The 17,195-nt window shown below is 37.8% G+C and carries 22 protein-coding genes and 1 pseudogene; 5 read left to right on the forward strand and 18 right to left on the reverse strand.

The genetic code is table 11. The annotated features are described in order from the left end of the window. Nucleotides 1-26: 26 nt before the first annotated feature. The 13 genes and pseudogenes from NIZ91_11050 to NIZ91_11110 all read right to left on the reverse strand — a co-directional run bounded on the left by NIZ91_11050 (nucleotide 27) and on the right by NIZ91_11110 (nucleotide 9,953). Nucleotides 27-290 (reverse strand): annotated as a pseudogene (locus tag NIZ91_11050) (SMI1/KNR4 family protein). Nucleotides 291-627: 337 nt separating this feature from the next. Beyond that, a complete protein-coding gene (locus NIZ91_11055) occupies nucleotides 628-1,137 on the reverse strand; it encodes an ankyrin repeat domain-containing protein (GenBank protein ID USY53301.1) in 510 nt (169 codons plus the stop codon). Nucleotides 1,138-1,159: 22 nt separating this feature from the next. Continuing rightward, complete coding sequence (locus NIZ91_11060) at nucleotides 1,160-1,954, reverse strand: AHH domain-containing protein (protein USY53302.1); 795 nt, start codon at nucleotides 1,952-1,954, stop codon at nucleotides 1,160-1,162. A 508-nt stretch (nucleotides 1,955-2,462) separates the two neighbouring features. Next, nucleotides 2,463-2,951, reverse strand: a complete 489-nt coding sequence (locus NIZ91_11065; protein ID USY53303.1) for a cytoplasmic protein — start codon at nucleotides 2,949-2,951, stop codon at nucleotides 2,463-2,465. After that, nucleotides 2,948-3,475 carry an AHH domain-containing protein gene (locus tag NIZ91_11070; GenBank protein USY57150.1) on the reverse strand — a complete coding sequence of 176 codons (528 nt, stop codon included), beginning with the start codon at nucleotides 3,473-3,475 and terminating at the stop codon, nucleotides 2,948-2,950. Before NIZ91_11070 ends, NIZ91_11065 begins: the two co-directional genes overlap by 4 nt. A gap of 174 nt (nucleotides 3,476-3,649) precedes the next feature. After that, complete coding sequence (locus NIZ91_11075; GenBank protein ID USY53304.1) at nucleotides 3,650-3,907, reverse strand: hypothetical protein; 258 nt, start codon at nucleotides 3,905-3,907, stop codon at nucleotides 3,650-3,652. Nucleotides 3,908-4,378: 471 nt separating this feature from the next. Beyond that, nucleotides 4,379-4,816, reverse strand: a complete 438-nt coding sequence (locus tag NIZ91_11080) for an SMI1/KNR4 family protein (GenBank protein ID USY53305.1) — start codon at nucleotides 4,814-4,816, stop codon at nucleotides 4,379-4,381. An 18-nt stretch (nucleotides 4,817-4,834) separates the two neighbouring features. Then, the gene (locus NIZ91_11085; protein USY53306.1) at nucleotides 4,835-5,554 is read right to left on the reverse strand and encodes an HNH endonuclease; all 720 of its coding nucleotides are present in this window, start codon (nucleotides 5,552-5,554) and stop codon (nucleotides 4,835-4,837) included. Nucleotides 5,555-5,839: 285 nt separating this feature from the next. Beyond that, entirely contained in the window at nucleotides 5,840-6,448 is a 609-nt protein-coding gene (locus NIZ91_11090) for a hypothetical protein (protein ID USY53307.1), read from the reverse strand. Further along, nucleotides 6,445-8,535, reverse strand: a complete 2,091-nt coding sequence (locus NIZ91_11095) for a T7SS effector LXG polymorphic toxin (GenBank protein ID USY53308.1) — start codon at nucleotides 8,533-8,535, stop codon at nucleotides 6,445-6,447. Before NIZ91_11095 ends, NIZ91_11090 begins: the two co-directional genes overlap by 4 nt. An 18-nt stretch (nucleotides 8,536-8,553) precedes the next feature. After that, nucleotides 8,554-8,814, reverse strand: a complete 261-nt coding sequence (locus tag NIZ91_11100; protein ID USY53309.1) for a YwqI/YxiC family protein — start codon at nucleotides 8,812-8,814, stop codon at nucleotides 8,554-8,556. After that, entirely contained in the window at nucleotides 8,814-9,239 is a 426-nt protein-coding gene (locus NIZ91_11105; protein USY53310.1) for a DUF5082 domain-containing protein, read from the reverse strand. The genes NIZ91_11100 and NIZ91_11105 overlap by 1 nt, the downstream gene beginning before the upstream one ends. Before the next feature lie 159 nt (nucleotides 9,240-9,398). Continuing rightward, nucleotides 9,399-9,953 (reverse strand): GNAT family N-acetyltransferase, encoded by a 555-nt coding sequence (locus NIZ91_11110; protein ID USY53311.1) that lies wholly within the window; start codon nucleotides 9,951-9,953, stop codon nucleotides 9,399-9,401. Nucleotides 9,954-10,089: 136 nt separating this feature from the next. Here NIZ91_11110 and NIZ91_11115 point away from each other — a divergent pair, with 136 nt between their 5' ends. Beyond that, complete coding sequence (locus NIZ91_11115; GenBank protein USY53312.1) at nucleotides 10,090-10,530, forward strand: PH domain-containing protein; 441 nt, start codon at nucleotides 10,090-10,092, stop codon at nucleotides 10,528-10,530. Here the strand turns inward: NIZ91_11115 and NIZ91_11120 are convergent. Further along, nucleotides 10,527-10,958, reverse strand: a complete 432-nt coding sequence (locus NIZ91_11120) for a GNAT family N-acetyltransferase (GenBank protein USY53313.1) — start codon at nucleotides 10,956-10,958, stop codon at nucleotides 10,527-10,529. The two genes, NIZ91_11115 and NIZ91_11120, sit on opposite strands and share 4 nt — an antisense overlap. A 107-nt stretch (nucleotides 10,959-11,065) precedes the next feature. Here NIZ91_11120 and NIZ91_11125 point away from each other — a divergent pair, with 107 nt between their 5' ends. Further along, entirely contained in the window at nucleotides 11,066-11,923 is an 858-nt protein-coding gene (locus NIZ91_11125) for an aminoglycoside 6-adenylyltransferase (protein USY53314.1), read from the forward strand. Between the two features lie 87 nt (nucleotides 11,924-12,010). Then, complete coding sequence (locus tag NIZ91_11130; protein ID USY53315.1) at nucleotides 12,011-12,391, forward strand: hypothetical protein; 381 nt, start codon at nucleotides 12,011-12,013, stop codon at nucleotides 12,389-12,391. A 50-nt stretch (nucleotides 12,392-12,441) separates the two neighbouring features. On the opposite strand, the gene NIZ91_11135 is transcribed toward NIZ91_11130, so the two are convergent. Together NIZ91_11135 and NIZ91_11140 are read right to left on the reverse strand one after the other, a co-directional pair. Further along, a complete protein-coding gene (locus NIZ91_11135; protein ID USY53316.1) occupies nucleotides 12,442-12,948 on the reverse strand; it encodes a GNAT family N-acetyltransferase in 507 nt (168 codons plus the stop codon). A gap of 17 nt (nucleotides 12,949-12,965) precedes the next feature. After that, nucleotides 12,966-13,850 (reverse strand): alpha/beta hydrolase, encoded by an 885-nt coding sequence (locus NIZ91_11140; GenBank protein USY53317.1) that lies wholly within the window; start codon nucleotides 13,848-13,850, stop codon nucleotides 12,966-12,968. 224 nt (nucleotides 13,851-14,074) lie between these two features. Here NIZ91_11140 and NIZ91_11145 point away from each other — a divergent pair, with 224 nt between their 5' ends. Next, nucleotides 14,075-14,494, forward strand: a complete 420-nt coding sequence (locus tag NIZ91_11145) for a hypothetical protein (GenBank protein USY53318.1) — start codon at nucleotides 14,075-14,077, stop codon at nucleotides 14,492-14,494. A 107-nt stretch (nucleotides 14,495-14,601) separates the two neighbouring features. Beyond that, nucleotides 14,602-15,444: an aldo/keto reductase gene (locus NIZ91_11150; GenBank protein USY53319.1), complete on the forward strand. Its 843-nt coding sequence runs from the start codon at nucleotides 14,602-14,604 to the stop codon at nucleotides 15,442-15,444. A 300-nt stretch (nucleotides 15,445-15,744) separates the two neighbouring features. On the opposite strand, the gene NIZ91_11155 is transcribed toward NIZ91_11150, so the two are convergent. Then, entirely contained in the window at nucleotides 15,745-16,461 is a 717-nt protein-coding gene (locus NIZ91_11155; GenBank protein ID USY53320.1) for an Ltp family lipoprotein, read from the reverse strand. A gap of 339 nt (nucleotides 16,462-16,800) precedes the next feature. Then, nucleotides 16,801-17,181, reverse strand: a complete 381-nt coding sequence (locus NIZ91_11160; protein USY53321.1) for a DUF5412 domain-containing protein — start codon at nucleotides 17,179-17,181, stop codon at nucleotides 16,801-16,803. Between the last annotated feature and the right edge of the window lie 14 nt (nucleotides 17,182-17,195).

The raw sequence follows: 17,195 nt of genomic DNA on the forward strand, positions 1-17,195 counted from the left end.
TATTTTATTGCTGAGAGCCCGAAGTATTAATTAGCCATATCCATAAAGTACTCTGGATCCTCATCAACCTTTCTTATAAATTCCCCCAATGAACCAGCAATTTGGGTTTCAAGAAAATATATAGGAGTTTGTTGAGGAGTATTTAAATCAAGAGTTAAATATACACCCTCGTTTACTTCATAAAATACTAATTTATCATCCTCCTCATATATTCCTTCTAAATCTGGATCAAACTCGTAAATACCTTCTCTCAAAGTAATATCAGCTATAGTATCTGGATCCATAATTCTAATCTTTAGCATTACGAGCTTTGTCATTATCTTTAGTTTGTGGGTCTTGCAGTATTATAAGTCCTCTTAGCATGTAAAATGTCATCTTGCCTGTTTATCGTACTTCTCACAAAATCCAATTATAAAATCCATACTCCATGATGGTACTACCTTCATGAGCTATGAATTTCAGAAAAGCATCATTCATATTATCCAAAGCATAATTGTTTCATAAAAAAACACCTGTTACCTAAAAGGTAATCAAGTGCTTTATTAATGATTCAATTTTTAATCTCATCTCTAAACTGCTGAGCATATTATTTTCAAAATTTTCAGTCTACTCAACTATAACACTATTTTATTCTTTTTCCTCCATCTTCTGCTTTAGATATTCAGCGATTTCTGTTTGCCCAAATTGTCTAGCGTATTCATATGCATCCATATTCTTAATATTCTCTCCAGTATATCTAATTGAAATATCTATTCCTTTTTCAACTAGAAACTCAGCTACTTCTTTATGCCCGCCATAAATTGCTCCAAATAACGGATTTCTTTTTGCTAAACTTACATCTAATTCTGCACCAGACTCTATTAAATACTTTACTATCTCCATATGCCCCGCTCCAGCAGCCACTCTTAAAGGAGAAGCGTCAAATATATCACCTTTTGTATTAACATCAATTCCTTTATGGATTAGATATTCTACTATCCCAAAATTCCCTTTCTTTGCTGCAACATGTAACCACGTACCAAATGGTGTCATTGAATGTAAAGATTCTGGATTATCACCTATTAAACGCTTTACTTCGTTAATATCACCAACCTTAATAGCATTTCTTATGGTTTTATTTAGACTTTTTTCATCCATAATATTACCTCCTATATTCCTGCTACCTTGTACTAGCTATGTCTCCTAAATCTTCAAGCGCTTCAACAATATCATCAAAGTCACCGCCCATTTCTTCAATAGCCTTTAATCGATTAACTACTAACTCTAGAGCATCAAGACTATGTTGTCCTACTACGGCATTTGGTGCCCAGACAAGGTTTTCTTCCCCAATTATTGGATCTATCCCATACCTTCTTAATATTTCCTGACCTTCTCGAACCAGTTCTTGCTGCTTCTGACCAAGACCTTTTTTAAATAGAATATGATGTGCATGAGGATTTATCATAGCAGTAGGTGGGTCACCTATTAGTCCTCTGAGATACTTACCAAAATCCATTTTAATTAATGCTTCATCATATTCTTTAGTAATGCCTAATTCAGACATCCTTTTTCTAATTTCAGACAGCTCATCTACACTAAAAGTATTATTCTGTATAGCATTTTTAAGCTTATTCATCTTAGTTACATCAACATTCCCATTCACAATTATATCATCAATATAATCATTAACAGTATTACCCGTACCCTTAGAACCGCCCTGAACCGGCTCAACCTTCCGAACGCGCTCAACCTCTTTACCCTTCTTCTCCACTCCAACGGGTTTCTCCACACGCTCCACATTCGAATTCTCCACAAATCTCCCTGTCTCTGGGTCTTGGTACCGCTTGACTTTTGGATTGTAAATGGGCGTAATCATCTGCATCGCTTGCTGCTTCACGTTCTGCTTCACGTTCTGCAAGGTTTCCCTTACCGTCTGCTGGGCAAGCGCTGGACCGGCTGGGGCTCGTTCAGGCATGAGCCTTGGCATGGTGCTGTCTAAAATACGTTTTATGTAGGGATTGTGCCCACGATGCGGGCGCGGTTTTGACGATTTGGTACGCTTGTTTGGTTATGTTGGAAACGGTGGTTGTCCGCAAAATGTTGATTTGAACCTAAGTGATTATATATATTTTAATTTGTAAATCTTCATAAAGAAAGCACTTCATTGCCTAGATAGACAATCAAGTGCTTTCTTTTAATTTTATAACGTAATTCATTACTAATTCTATCTATAAACCCACGAGGCTCTTTAATTTCGTAAGATTTTGGTTTGTTCCTTGTAACAATACTTCATAAGTTTAAAATGTCTAATCTCCTATTATTGCTTCTTCTAAATATTTATATATATTTTTTAATTGTCTTGAAGGCCTATTACAATCCATTCATCTACAATATCCCAAAAATCCACAGTCACTAGGTAGCCCCACCACAAAAAAGAAACCTTGAAAGGTACTTTGCCCATCAAGGTTTGAAATTCTTTTAATTTAAGGCACATACACAATAATTTCACCAATAGGGTATGTCCCCTTCCACCCACAAGGCCAACCTCCTTGCTTATAAACTTCAAAGATTTTTTCATAAAAATTATCTGTTTTCCCATTAACTAATCGATTTAATGCACACATCGTGAGGTCTCCCTCAACTTCCTCATTAATATCAATATAATCAAAAGGAAGAAAGTCATTCGAGTAATTGTCATGGTCACTAAAAAAATCATATAAATCATCTTGCTGAGTTACTAAATCCAAATTATATACCTTTTCAACAATACTTTCTGCTTCCTGTGATTTAACATATTCCCATAAAATATCAACTTCACTTGAGTCCTGAGACCAGGCAAGGTTTTGAGCTTCACTGAAATCATTTATTACCTCTAAGTTATTTACATGAAAGTTATTCTTATTAAACATCTTATTATTACGAATAAAATCCATTACTTCTTCTACTAATTGAGTGTTTTCACCAAATTTCATTTAGATAACCACCTTTCCCATAACTCTTCTGTTGCTCCACCGCCTCTGTTCCAAATAGGCAGGTTTTTATTTTTACCATTTTTGTAAAATTCCTCAATATTATTTATTTTAGTCTTATATAACGGTAATCCATTTTCCACTCCCTTTTTTAGCTTTTGTTGTAGTTCATATACTTGTTTTTCTAACACTGCTATACCTTGATTAACATCCATTTTATCAAGCTGTTTTCTTACAACATTGTTATAAACGCTATGAAAGCCTCTATGTCTAGATAGACTACTAACATCGTCAGAAGGTATAGGTAAAAATATACCGTTTGTAGAGTCATTCATTTCCATTCCAATTTTTTTAATAACTGGATGTTTATTTAATTGAGAAGGAATTATATGTTGTGCTTGATAACCTTTCCAACTTGTAGAGCGAGGTAACCCCATTGACTCTAGTAAGTTTTTACCTAATTTAGTTGGGTCTCCTGAGGTAGGGTTTCCAGGAGTACCTGGAATAAGTCTATTAGCATTATCTATACCCTTAGAAACATCCTGAACACTCTCAACATTCCGAACGCTCTCAACCTCTTTACCCTTCTTCTCTACTCCAACAGGTTTCTCCACACGCTCCACATTCGGATTCCCCACAAATCTCCCTGTTTCTGGGCCTTGGTATCGCTTGACTTTTGGGTTGTAGATGGGTGTGATTATCTACATCGCTTGCTGCTTCACGTTCTGCAAGGTTTCCCTTACCGTCTGCTGGGCAAGCGCTGGACCGGTTGGCGCTAGTTCAGGCATGAGCCTTGGCATGGTGCTGTCTAAAATACTCGTATACGTTTTATGTAATGACAGTGTCCACGATGCCGGTGCAGTTTTGACGCTTTGGTACGCTTGTTTGGTGACGTTGGCAACCGCACTTGTGCGAAGCGTATTGCGCATTTGCGTGAGCTTTCCGGTTTCTTTTGTCACCACGGCTTGACCCATATTGGCTGCGTAGCGCGTCGATAGGGCACCTGCGCCTGCAATGCCGAGCGATTGGAATAGGCTGTTTTGGCGCTGTTCTTCGGAGATCGCATTGCCGAACATGTCTTTTCCCGTTGTGAATTCGTACATGCCGTTTGCGGCGACTAGGCCGTAGAGACCTTTTTCTGCTTGTTCGAATGGTAAATCTAAGCATTATATATTTTAATTTATACCTTTACATAAAGAAAGCACTTGATTGTCTATTTAGGCAATCAAGTGCTTTCTTTTAATTTTATAACGTAATTCATTACTAATTCTAGCTGTAAACCCACGAGGCTCTTTAATTTCGTAAGATTTTGGTTTGTTCCCTGCAATAAATACAGCGTATGTTTAAAATGTCATCTTGCCTAATTATCATTCGTATTTATATTATTATGAAAAGTTCAGCCTTTAAATGTAGCTTTCTATAAGTATCCATTATTCTGATTCATATAAGTTATTAAAGAACCCAGTAAAACTATCTGCAAGGATAAACATATTGTCCATTTCGTCTTCAGGTTCTATATCATGAATCCAAAAATATACTTTTCCCTGATACTCTCCACTAACTCCTAATAAAATCTCATTTCCTCCAGGGTCATTACCAATTGAAATAAAATCTTCTGGTATTTCTCCTTCTAATACCTCAAATACTTTACCTAAATTACTTTTCATATCGCCAATTCCATAAAACTTATTGACTATACTTTCTCCTTCATCATCCGAGATTTTAAAGTTAGATTCTTGAGGAAATCCTCCATTGTATTCTAGTAGAAAATCAACATATTGCTTAGGTAGCGTAACTTCATACTCTTGTTCAAACTGTTTTATACCCTGTAAAGAAACTTTTGGATTTACACTAAGCATTTTGGTCATACTCTCACTCCTATATCATTACTTATTTTTCCCATTAACCTTTGATTGACCACCAATGTGCCTAAACTCTCTGTGGATATCTTCATCTACTAGCATCATTGTTTTTCCATCTTCATGATGATGCCACGTATAACCGTCTGGCGGCTTTCTAATATCTATTATTGGTGGATCAGTATCTTTTGTAAGTCTAGCTGCTTTGTTGGCATTTTCAAAATCTTTCGGATTATTTTTAGGCGAATGAACTTCTATTTTTACAGGCTTAACATTTGGATGCATAAAAGGTGTAAAATCTGGATAACCATTCGGGTAGCTTACTGATGTTCCAGACTTGTTAGTATAAGTCCAAGTACCATTATTTTCGATGAAGATACTTCCACCTTTTTTATACCACTTTTCAGGTATTGGAGAGTTCATTGGTTTAGTCTCCAATATCTCTTTAGTAAAATCTTCTATTTTCAACTTATTACCTTTAACCGTACCCTTAGAAACATCCTGAACACTCTCAACATTCCGAACGCGCTCAACCTCTTTACCCTTCTTCTCCACTCCAACGGGTTTCTCCACACGCTCCACATTCGGATTCGTCACAAATCTCCCTGTTTCTGGATCTTGGTATCGCTTGACTTTTGGATTGTAGATGGGCGTGATCATCTGCATCGCTTGCTGCTTCACGTTCTGCAAGGTTTCCCTTACCGTCTGCTGGGCAAACGCTGGACCGGCTGGGGCTCGTTTGGGCATGAGCCTTGGCATGGTGCTGTCTAAAATACTCGTATACGTTTTATGTAATGACTGTGTCCACGATGCGGGCGCGGTTTTGACACTATGGTACGCTTGTTTGGTGACGTTGGCAACGGTGGTTGTCCGCAAAATGTTGATTTGAACCTAAGTGATTATATATATTTTAATTTGTAAATCTTCATAAATAAAGCACTTGATTGCCTAGATAGACAATCAAGTGCTTTATTCAATGTTTTACTTCCTGTATAATTTAGTTGTGTAACTTAAGATCTCCGTAAATAACATCTATAAAGAGTCTTTAAAAACATCTACATCATTTTCGTTTAATACTGCTTTTATTTCATTACCTTCAAAAACAACTATATAGTCATTTGGTAAAGCAAGAACTTGTATGATCTCCGGTTTAATTTTTAGTAGTTGATAAGCATATAGAGCATACAACTCTGTAGTATTATCATCCTCTATAGGACCTATATACCAACCTGAATCTCCTTTTTCAACATCTCCATTTCTTTGTAAATATATTTTCTCGAGTTCTAGTACACCTTTAGAAAGTATGATTTTATCACTAAATTTTATTGATGAACCATCGACATTTATCTTTCTCAAAAAATGACCTTGTTCTAGTTGTACCCACAATGCTAAAGTTAAATCTTCTGTTATATCTTCAAATGGATTTCTAGAGTAATCAGGAGTAGTCAATATAAAATTCCCGGTTTCTCTCTCTTGTAAATAATAGACGGACCAACCAACTTGTAAAGAGAATCCATGAATTAATTTATTACGATCTACCTGTTCTAATATAGCAAACAAAATTTCTATTTGAGGTTCTAATTCTTTTTCGGCAGTCACTATAATGGTTTTGCCCATAATAATCTTTTCAAATTTCTTCATTTCTTCAACCTCTCTTCTATAGCTATTTTTAGAGATTCTCTAGCTTGTTTCTCTTTTTCTAGCATTTCCATTCTAACATTAACAGGAACCTCTCCCATCTTAGAATGTCCTTTCCAATCAGCCCAACTATGAGCTCCCTTAGATGCATTCGAAGATTTTCCAAGACCAACAAAATTATCTTTTAGATTTAGAATTTCTATTTGTTGTTCTCTAGTTAACCTACTAAATCCATCCATTTCAGTTATTTCTTTCATTGAAACAATATGGTCTGCTTCAAACTTATCAACTTCATACCCGTATACCGGGTCTACTTTAGGACCATCTGGATTAACCATTTTTCTTACATCGTTACTTGGTGTCTTTTTCCTCAAATTTTTATATTCGTCTTTTGTAATACCATTACCCGTACCCTTAGAAACATCCTGAACACTCTCAACATTCCGAACCAGCTCAACCTCTTTACCCTTCTTCTCCACTCCAACAGGTTTCTCCACACGCTCCACATTCGGATTAGCCACAAATCTCCCTGTCCCTGGGTCTTGGTACCGCTTGACTTTTGGGTTGTAAATGGGCGTAATCATCTGCATCGCTTGCTGCTTCACGTTCTGCAAGGTTTCCCTTACCGTCTGCTGGGCAAGCGCTGGACCGGCTGGCGCTAGTTCAGGCATGAACCTTGGCATGGTGCTGTCTAAAATACTCGTATACGTTTTATGTAATGACTGTGTCCACGATGCGGGCGCGGTTTTGACGCTATGGTACGCTTGTTTGGTGACGTTGGCAACCGCACTTGTGCGAAGCGTATTGCGCATTTGCGTGAGCTTTTCGGTTCCTTTTGTCACCACGGCTTGACCCATATTGGCTGCGTAGCGCGTCGATAGGGCACCTGCGCCTGCAATGCCGAGCGATTGGAACAGGCTGTTTTGGCGCTGCTCTTCGGAGATCGCATTGCCGAACATGTCTTTTCCCGTTGTGAATTCGTACATGCCGTTTGCGGCGACTAGGCCGTAGAGACCTTTTTCTGCTTGTTCAAGCGCTTTAAACGATTTGGACGTTTTGTACGCATCAAGCGCATGATCAGCAGCGTTGACACCTTTGGCGGTAACATAGATGGCTTTTCCGCCTTTAGCTGCGCGACCTGCCCAGCCGACAACGGGAATGAATCCAGCCGCTGCCATTGCCCCTGCCGCTACGCGTTCCGATGTTGAAAGCTCACGTCCCGTAACGGGATCTACGCCTTCGGCTGCTCGTTTATAATCATAATATCCTGTTACCTCTCCTGTAAAGGTTGAAACCGTATCCCACGTTTTTTCATACCACTTTTTATTAGCTTCTTCAACCGCTTGGCGCTCCGCTTCTTTTTTCAGCTCGTGAACATTTTTCATTTCTTCATGATACGTCACGTAGTTCGTTGCGTACTCGCTTGCTTCTTTTTGAACTTTATACAACTCACTTGCATGATACGCTTTTTGATCAAATAAAACTGGATACGCCTGTCCGCCTTGCGTCGTAGCTCCGTGTAAGCTGTTGGTTGCAGCTTGTGTCAGCAAATAATTTGATTCCATTTGCCTATAACCTTCTAACCACTCTGCATCCAATTTTTCAACTGCTTCAACCGTTTCATCCCGCTTTTTTTCTGCTTTATCGATTGAATCGTTAAAATCTTCGGCAGAAAACGCAGACAGTGACACTAAGTCGTCCACTTTATGCAAAATCGTTTGAAGATCTTCTCGCTGCTGAGCAACGAGTTCTTTCGCTTGGCTTACGGACTGTTTAAGATCATGCTCTAAAAACGATAGGTCAACTACTGTGTTTCCTGCTAGGTTCGCGTCTTCTGCTTTTACGTACAGCGCTGAGAAATATGACTTGGTCATTTGGACTAAATCAATCCAACACTTTGCGTTATCAACTTGGTATTCATAGAACTTCTTAATGTTGTCGGCACCTTTTCCTTGAAGGCTATCATCCAGCTTAGACACGGCAGCTAGCGCTTTGTGCAGGGTCTGCAGCTGGTCTTCAAGATTTTTATACGCTTTTTCTCGTTCTTTGGAAAAGGTTGAAATGCCCTTTGCATCGTATATTTTCCCCATTTGATTCACCCTTTTTCATTATGAACGCACAATGGCTTCGTCTTGTTCTTTTAATAATTTCACGTTAGCTTTGGTGTCCTGTACGCTTTTTTCTAAGGCTGTGATGTACGTTTTTAAAAGCTTTCCCAGCTCTTCTTCCTGTGACTTCCACTCATTTGTGGTTGAAAGATTGTTATCCCCGACATCGGAGTTTCCTGGGAGCGATAATTTTTGAATGGCTGTTTCGACGTCTTCAAGCTTTTGCATGACGTCTTCATAGTTGAGCTTGATTGATGTCATTATAGCTTTCTCCTAATCTCACTAATTTTATTCTCTAAATCTGCGACTGCATCTTCCCCTTTATTTAAAAGAGATTCCGCTTCGTTTACAAGGTAGCTAACACCGCTATAAAAGCCTTTTTGAGCCTCGTACCACGTGATTTTATGGTTAATCGCATTTATATAGTCGTCATAATCGTTCGTGATAATATCGTTGATTTCGTTGTATGCTTGCTTTCTGTTATCATCAAAGTCTGTGGATATATCACCTTTCCAGTGATCTCCTAAGTCTGGTTCCTTTACTTCTTTTATTTCTACTAATGACCGTGTCTTTTCGTTTTCGATCTCTGTTTTTGCGGTTTTTAAACGCTGAATTTTCTCTTCAGCATCCGCAACGTTTCCTGAGATTGTGCTTGAAAAATTTTGAAGCATTTGTTCAAATCCCATGAGGTTCACCTCTTTACCACTTTTTCCAATATTTATAGTTTAAAAGTTGCTCTTGATTAGAGAAATAGGAAATTTTTCTCTTTTTTCCACAGTAAGACAACGGTCCCTTAAATCCGCCAAAATAATAGGTATAAAGAATCACAAATGAAAAGCCGCTCTTTAGTCAGCTCTTCTTTCTTTCCATTCCCTTTTTAGTAAGCTATACATATACAAATCATCAAATTTTCCGCACGTGTGCTCATATTCTCTCAGCAATCCTTCTTGATGAAATCCAAGCTTTTCAACAAGCTTCTGCGATGATATGTTTTCTGGTTCAATTAGGGCTTGGATGCGATGTAGCTTCCAGTTTGAAAATCCATACTCGATGACTGCTTTCATAGCTTCAGCTGCAATGCCTTGCCTCCAGTATTCCTGATGAAGCTCGTATCCAACTGACGCTCTTTCATGACTAGATTCATAATCTAAAAAACCACAGCTTCCAATTATGACGCCTTCTTCTTTTAATGTAATGCCCCATCTCATCCCGGTACCTTCATTTACTATATTTCTGTACCAGCTGAGCTCGCTTTTCACATCATCAATCGTTTGAAAAGGCTCTAACCCCATATGCTTCATTACTACAGGATCAGATAAATACCTTAGCATATGAACGGCATCACTTTCTTTTGACTCACGGAGAGTGAGCCGCTTCGTATCCAATGTAGGTATGTTCATGTGTTTCTTCCTTTCTTAGCTAATATACTAAATCTAATTTTTTCACTTCACATTAGTAAAAAGCGAAACCAAATCCTTACATTAAGCGTATAAACTAGTACTAAGTCGTTTTCAAAAAATGAACGGAGGTGCTTTCTTGAAATTCCGATCTCATATCGACCGCTTTTTTGGTATGTTAATAACCACTTCTTTAGCAACCCTTGGCGTAGTATTTTTTCTTCCTCTTTTTTTAGACAGTGAAACAATTCTGCTTGATATTATTATTTCTATTGCATTATTTTTAGCTTGTGGAGGCGTCATGCTATGGTCTAGTTTTTTTGCGACGTATGAACTTCACTCTGATTATCTTATTGTTAAAGGGGGGGTATTTAAGATTCGTATTCCATATGAAGAAATCACAAAGATAGCCCCAACTCGTAATATTTTTACGGGATATAAAGTTCTCGCTTCAAAGGATGCTATTGAAATCTTTTATACATCTTCTCTTTTAGGAAGCGTAAAAATCTCACCGGCTAAGCGTGATCTTTTTCTTTCAGAGTTGAAAGCACGCTGCAACAGTAGCTCCTTTAAGTTTTAACGTATCTCTTTTATAAACCCAGTGCTTTTCGGCTGGTAGCCCATTTTTTGATAAAAAAGATGCGCAGCCAGCCGCTCATCTCGGTTGCCGCTATTTAATCCAATTGCCATGCAGCCTTGACTCTTCGCCCACCTTTCTGCTTCTTTGATCAACATTTTCCCGACGGCTTTTCTTCTAAATTTCTCATGAACAACAAATGCAACAATACGAGTATAAGAGCCATCGTATTCATAAAAATAGCTTTTACATAAGCCAGCCATTCCCGCTACTTCACCATCTATCTCTGCGATGAGCGTATGATAATCTGACGAAGCTTGAATAGCGGATAGCCTCACTTGCAGATCTTCAAAATTCGTTGGATAACCAAGCTGTTCCATAAGCGGAATTAGCTCTTTAACATCATGGTCTTGTAGAGATCGCACCTTCATCTTTGCACTCCCTTTTACACTATGAAATAATAAAACCAAACCCTAATAATTCCATTTTATCAAAAAAGCGGATGGGAAATAAACGTTTTTAAGAAAGGAGAATGAACGTGCGCAGTAAAGAAGAAGTAATGAATCTTATTTTGAGCTATGCGAAAAACGATGGCCGCGTACGCGCAGTTGGGATGTGTGGTTCACGTGTCAATCCCAAGGCACCTCGTGACCATTTTCAAGATTACGATATTGTTTTTATTGTATCTGAGATGGAAAGCTTCTTAAGTGACCCGACATGGGTTGACTATTTCGGAGAACGTTTTTTGACCCAAATGCCGGAACAAACAACGTTATTTCCGCCTTCATTAGGAGGAAAGTTCAGCTATCTCATGCTGTTTCAAGACTATACGCGAATTGATTTAACTCTTTGTCCGCTTTCACTTAAAGAAGACTGGAACCGTGGTGATGAAGGTATTTCAACCATATTGCTAGATAAAGATGATTTATTTAGGGCACCACAACTTCTAAGCGATAAACAGTATCATCTTCAAATGCCAACCGAAGCTAACTTTCTAGACTGTTGCAACGAATTTTGGTGGGTTTGTACGTACGTTGTCAAAGGCCTTTGCCGCAATGAATTTTTATATGCGGTAGACCATCTTACTTTTCACACACGAACAGAACTTCTTCGCATGATGTCCTGGCGCATCGGCACCGAGCGTGGCTTTACGTTTAGTTTAGGAAAAAACAATAAGTACCTGCCAAACTATCTCGAAAAGCATGAGTTTCTTGAGCTTCAAAGCACCTATGACGTATCGACGAATGAAAAGATTTGGCATGCACTCCAAGCTAGTCAAACGATGTTTATTCGCGAGTCTACGAAAGTGGCAAAAGCGCTTGATTTTCAAATCAATGAGCAGGAAGTAGCTAATAGCCTTACCTATACGCGTGAACATAAGAGAGTGTATGCGTGATGAGAACACAGGTAAACATTATTCAATGGTTTTTATAGAAAATAATTACTAAAATGGTATAATAAAGAAAAAAGGTGGCGGTGCTTTTTGGTGAAATATATAAAGTGGCCAGATTTACTATTTATGCTGATTCTAACTATTATTTTAGTTTTTGATTATTTTCCTAACCCAATGTTTACAAAAATCCTACCACAAGCTGCTTTTGTTTTATTCGTTAGCGTGATTGGGTTATTGTTTATACTTAGTATCATAATTAGAATCCGCTCGGAAGAAAAAATAGCTGAAGGCTTAATAGGACAACTTATTCTTACTGTCTACATTGTTGTAGTGATGACAATATTGTCGCTTTTAGGCGGTGAGTCTACTTCTGGTGTCTCTTTTAGCAACTGGATTTTCTGGGGCGTTCTCTCTCTTTCTCTGTTTGAAATTTATTCAAGATGGAAGAAAGTCAAACAAAAAGAAGCATAGGTATCGGACTTATGCTTCTTTCCTTTTATCATGCTCATCATTCTTTTCTATTACACTAGCTTATAATAAAACACCGTGGCATCCAGATTACCGTTGGCTGACAATGCATAGTTGGGAATTATCCCTGCTTTTGTGTACCCCATTGCTTGGTATAGTTCGTTTGATGGATCACCTTCTCTTGTATCTAATACAAGCAGTGAAATGCCATGCTTTTTCGCTTGGGCTTCAACTTTCTCCATTAATAAGCGGCCAATTCCTTTTCTTCGAAAACCAGGGTGCGTCATTAACTTTCCAACTTCAGCTCGGTGCTTTCCGTTTTCTTTTCTTTCTAAATATAGCTGAACGGTGCCCACTACTTTGCCTTCACTAGCTGCGATAAGCAGGACGGTATCATTTTGATTGACTCCACTCCAGTACATATTTGCTTGGTCGTTAGACAAAGGAGGCAAAAAGCCAATTGATGCCCCTCCTTCCACGCACGTCACTAAAAGCTCTGACAGATTTGATATATAGTCGGCTACGTTGTCTACTACTTGTAAATCAATCGTTTTAGTCATTCATTTTCTCTCCCAAATTATAAAGTAACATGCCCATTTACAAGGTCATGCTTTTTCATAAACGCTTCAACTTGATTATGAATATCTTCTGCATCTTTTCCAATCCACAGCAAATGTCCCCAATTATCAAGGAGGCAAAGCGTTGACGTTGGAATTGATTTTTTTGCGTGATGTGCATGCTCCAGGGAGACAGCTTGGTCGTTAAGGCTGTGCAGAATCAGAGTTGGGCTTTGGACCGTCGTCAGCAAGTGATTAAACCTCTTGGACGTATGCTGAAGATCTAAGATAAATCCTTCTCCTGAACGATAGCGATTATTCATACGCTGAAATGCTTCTAGATCTGAATCTTTCATCTCCTTCATAACCTCTTCTACAGAAAGTTTACTAAAAGACGGCACAAACTGTTTAAACATAAACTGTACGTAGCGGTTTGACAAACGAGCAACGAGCTTCCACGTCCACTTTTCAGTAAGTGGATGAAATGCCAGTTTCGCTAGCTTATAGTTGAGACTTCTTTTAGACAGCCACTCTTTTGTAATGGCACTTTGTAGAATTAAGCTATTTGTACGGTCTGGATACATTGACGCAAAGCTAATCCCGCTTGGTCCCCCTGCTGAAACTGCAATGATATGTACTTTTTTAATATGTAACTGATCTAACATCTTCCCGTAGCGGCGAGAAGCTAGTTCAAGCGTGTCGCCGAGTTCTTTTGAAGTAGCTCCGTATCCTGGCCTTGATGGTGTGATAATTGAAAAGCCGCTTTTCACAAGACGTTCATACCCTAACTCTTCACGGCAGTTCGAGTGCCCTCCGTGAAACAGCAAGATTGGAGTTCCTGTTCCAACAACTGAATACTCAAGCAGGTGCCCATCGACTTCCATATGATAAATGATTCGTTCCAACTGCTTCACCTCCATTTTCTATTCTTTACAAGATAGCCAAGAATACTAATCAATATTCGTTTATTCTTCTATTTCTCCTTTTCTGATCATCAGAAGATTGTTAAAATACCCCTATACTTCCAGATATCATTTTACACTGAAATGGTCAAATAAGTTAAACTAGAAAAAAGAAAGAAAAAATTACAATATACTGGTATATTGCTAGAAAAGGTAGGTAATGCAGCGTGTCTCACTTTGAAACAACACTTCAGTTAAAAGCAAATCCTCCACATACATCTTTTCAACTTTTCGACTACATAACTACCCGCTCTCACTTATTTGCGATTGCTTTACACCAAGAACTTGGCTATCCTATAGAGCTTATGTGGAATCAGGAATTTAGATTTAAAGATGAAAGCGCACCAAGAGTTATGCTTATTCATGCATACTGCGTGTTACCGAATCATCAATGGTTGGATGCAAGAGGCTACGTGACGCACGAACGAATTGTACAAGAAAAGCCACATCAGCACGCTTACTACGAACGTGTGTCTAGTAAGCAAATTGAAGAATTAACGAATCTTGGTCGACTTTGTAAAGAAGAAATGCTTGAGATTGACAGTTTAAGAAATTTTATTAAAGAGCATGTACACGTCTACTCATAAGCTATATAGGCACTTTGAAGTACCTATATCACTTTAAAGTGCGTACTTTTTATTTTATCACTCCTCCCGTATTATAAGTCGTGTATTTACTATTGGAGGTTGATAATATGATTACTCATTTACAAGATACAGTAACCCTAAATAACGGCGTAAAGATGCCCGGGTTTGGTTTAGGCGTATTTAAAGTGGAAGAAGGACCTGAGTTAGTTGAAGCGGTAAAAGCTGCGATTAAAAATGGCTACCGCAGCATTGATACAGCAGCCATCTACGAAAATGAAGAAGGCGTTGGTGAAGGAATCCGACAAGGTTTAAAAGAAACTGGTCTTTCACGCGAAGAGCTATTCGTAACGTCAAAAGTATGGAATAGTGATTTAGGGTATGAAGAAACTCTTAAAGCCTACGAAACTAGTCTTCAAAAGCTGGGATTAGACTATTTAGATCTTTACCTTATTCATTGGCCCGTTGAAGGAAAATATAAGGACGCATGGCGTGCACTAGAAACGCTTTATAAAAAAGACAAAGTAAAAGCAATTGGCGTGAGCAACTTCCAAATTCATCATTTAGAAGACTTGCTACAAAATGCTGAAGTGAAGCCGGTTATCAATCAAGTCGAATATCATCCGCGCTTAACGCAAAAAGAGCTTCGTGCTTATTGTGAACAGCAAAATATTCAGCTAGAAGCTTGGTCTCCGCTTATGCAGGGCGAACTGCTTGATAACGATGTGCTGTCTGCGATTGCTGCTAAGCACAATAAATCTACAGCTCAAGTAATCTTGCGCTGGGATGTTCAAAACGGTGTTATTACGATTCCAAAATCAACAAAAGAGCACCGCATTATCCAAAATGCTGATATTTTTGATTTCGAACTAACGTCTGACGAAATGCAAGAAATTGATGCACTAAACCAAAATCATCGAGTTGGTCCAGATCCAGACAACTTTGACTTTTAAGTAAACAAAGAGGATTGATTGCTAATATATTCTCTTGACAAGATAAAAAAGTAGATAGTAAATTGCTCACATATTCGCATACGTTTGATAGGTGCTTTTCATGGTTATATGGACATTTATTAAACTTGAAGAGACAAGACACCTATTTACTGCAATTTTTTATCGCCACACTAATTTAAAATTTTCACAGAAGCACCATAAGTAAAATATAGATTTATAACACCAAACATGCATTAGAAAGACAATTCTCTAACAATAATAAAACACCCTCATGCAAAGAATTGAATGAGGGTGTTTTATTTATTCTAAATTTGTAATAGCGTAATCAGCTTCTGCTTGTGTAAATTGCTCACCGTGTTGAGAAGTCAGTTGATCTCTTATAGCATCTGGTGACATACTCATTGTTTCCTGATAACTTTTTGCTTTCGCTAAAGCATTTTCACTAAAATTTGCTTTGACATTGTCAACTGCATATTGTGCCTCATCTTCAGTGAATTTTTCACCATGTTCCGAAATTAATTGTCCATAGATTCCTTGCTTTGACATGTTCATTGTTTCTGCATACGATTCAGCTTTTTTTAAAGCATTGGCCTTCCAGTCAAAGTCCAGGTTGTCCATTGCATATTGAGCAGATTCCTTGGAAAATTTTTCACCATATTCGGAAGTTAATTGTTCATAAATTCCTTGTTTTGACATGTTCATTGTTTTTGCATACAATTCAGCTTTTTTTAAAGCAGAATTGTATTCTGTCGGAACGTTATCTTCTGCTTTTGTGTCTTCTATCTTCGTGTCTTCTATCTTCGTATCTTCCGCCTTTAAATCTTCTGTCTTTAGATCTTCCTTTTTCTCATTTGAACCAGTTTTGTCTGATTCAGTAACAGCAGAATTATTTTCTTTTTTGTTTGTATCCGCTATATCATCATCTTTACTGTTTACACCAACAACAATAATAATAGCAATGACCCAAAACCACCATTTTTTATAAAATGGCTTTTTTATTCTTTCTTTTTTACTCACTAAAATGCCCCCTATAAAATTACTATATTTATTTTATCATAAAACCAATACTTTTTACCTAGTTATTCTTTATAAATATTAAATATTTACTATTTATGTATAAACTTTTTTACATAAATAAAGAAACAGAATAGGTATATAGTAAACTCTAGCCTGTTTAAATTTAAGTAACCCTTATTAGCAATAAGAATTTGTTTGCTAAGAGGAATAATATTTTTTCATAATTTGATAATTAAATTCTTTAAATACTTTTAAATAAAACCAGAACAATTTAAATACTCTTCATTAATTAACCCCTTATACAAAGACTTGGCACACACTAAATCTATTCTCCTTTTATTACTCGCGCCTAAAATCATAAATGTCATTTGGAACGTGCAGGGAGTGACCGTTAATCTCGACCATATCTTCACTTTGCCAATGAATATCTGCACTGCTTTCTTTATAGTTCCAGTAAATGTTTTTTTCTTTCCTTCCTTTGTTAAAAACAAGCTCCCCTCGAACAGCATAGCCGGTAGTGGCTCCTCCGTCCGAGAGGTATGCTTTTAACGTATAGGTACCATCGGGTGATGTTGATTCGGTAAGATACTCTCCTTCAGGAAGACGGCTCATATCAAAGAATGTTCGATATATGCCGTATCCAAAAAGACTAATGCAACCACAGCACCCGATTAATACCCACTTCGCAAGCTTCTCTTTTGTTTTAATGACCTTTAACAACTTCCATCCTCCGC

The sequence above is a fragment of the Bacillus sp. 1780r2a1 genome, assembly GCA_024134725.1.
Lineage (GTDB): Bacteria > Bacillota > Bacilli > Bacillales > Bacillaceae_H > Priestia > Priestia aryabhattai_A.